At 37.0% G+C, this 989-nt stretch carries 1 protein-coding gene; it reads left to right on the top strand.

The features are described from left to right. A partial coding sequence (locus ACHRVL_RS23015) for a carboxypeptidase regulatory-like domain-containing protein (RefSeq protein ID WP_395415594.1) occupies nt 1–989 on the top strand: 989 nt, incomplete at both ends.

The following is a 989-nucleotide window of genomic DNA, read 5'->3' as shown; positions in this document are numbered from 1 at the left end:
AAAGAAGTTAAAAGTGATGTTAAAAACGAATGTGGTACAGAATATACCTTAACTCGTACATGGACAACAAGTGACTGCGGAGGAAATTCAATTTCGTATACTCAAGTTATAACAGTAAGAGATACTACTCCTCCAACTGGTACTGCACCATCAGATGTTGCTAATCTACAAAGTGCTGCAGACATTCCAGCAGGAAGTCCAGCAGACATAAAAGATGCGGCAGACAACTGCGCAGGAGCTGTAAATATTACAGTAAGCGATACTAATAACGGAGGAACTGGATGTAATGGAGAATCTTATATTCTAACTAGAACTTATACTTTAACAGACTGTGCAGGTAATAAAACAGAATTAGTTCAAACCTTTACAGTTGAAAATAAAGTTTCTGTAAGCGGTATTGCAACAAATGTAAGCTGCCAAGGAAAAAGCGACGGTTCAATTGCAGTTACCAGCAGTCCTGGATCTACTGTAGTTATTACAAATCAAAATAACGAAGTAGTTGGAAACACAAATTTACCAGCTGGAACTTATACTCTTACTGCAACATCTGTAGTAAATAGTGAAAATGAAACTTGTACAGCAACTGCAACGGTTGTTATTACTGAGCCAAACTATAAAGTGAAAATATCTGGACAAATCATAAATATAGATACTAACACTCCTATTGCAAATGTTCCAGTAACATTAATTCCTCAAGGTACAACTACAGGGCCAATCTTACTGCGTGTAACTGGAGCCGATGGTATGTACAGCTTCACAGGAATGCCTGCAGGAGATTATTTAGTTCAGGTTCAAGATGCTAATTTAAATAGTGCCTATCAATTGTACCCAGTCGACTCGAGCTTGTTCTTTACTACTCTTAAAGAATGTGAATTCCAAGTTCATAACTTTGAATACGGAAAATCAACACTTCCTGTCTTAGGAGACTATGTTTGGTATGATGTTAATGGAAATGGTGTACAAGACGAATGGTATGATGCTAATAATGA

It is taken from the genome of Flavobacterium sp. FlaQc-28 (assembly GCF_044007415.1).
Lineage (GTDB): Bacteria > Bacteroidota > Bacteroidia > Flavobacteriales > Flavobacteriaceae > Flavobacterium.
Note: the sequence above shows the minus strand (reverse complement) of the source record. Positions and strands in the feature narration are given on the sequence as shown.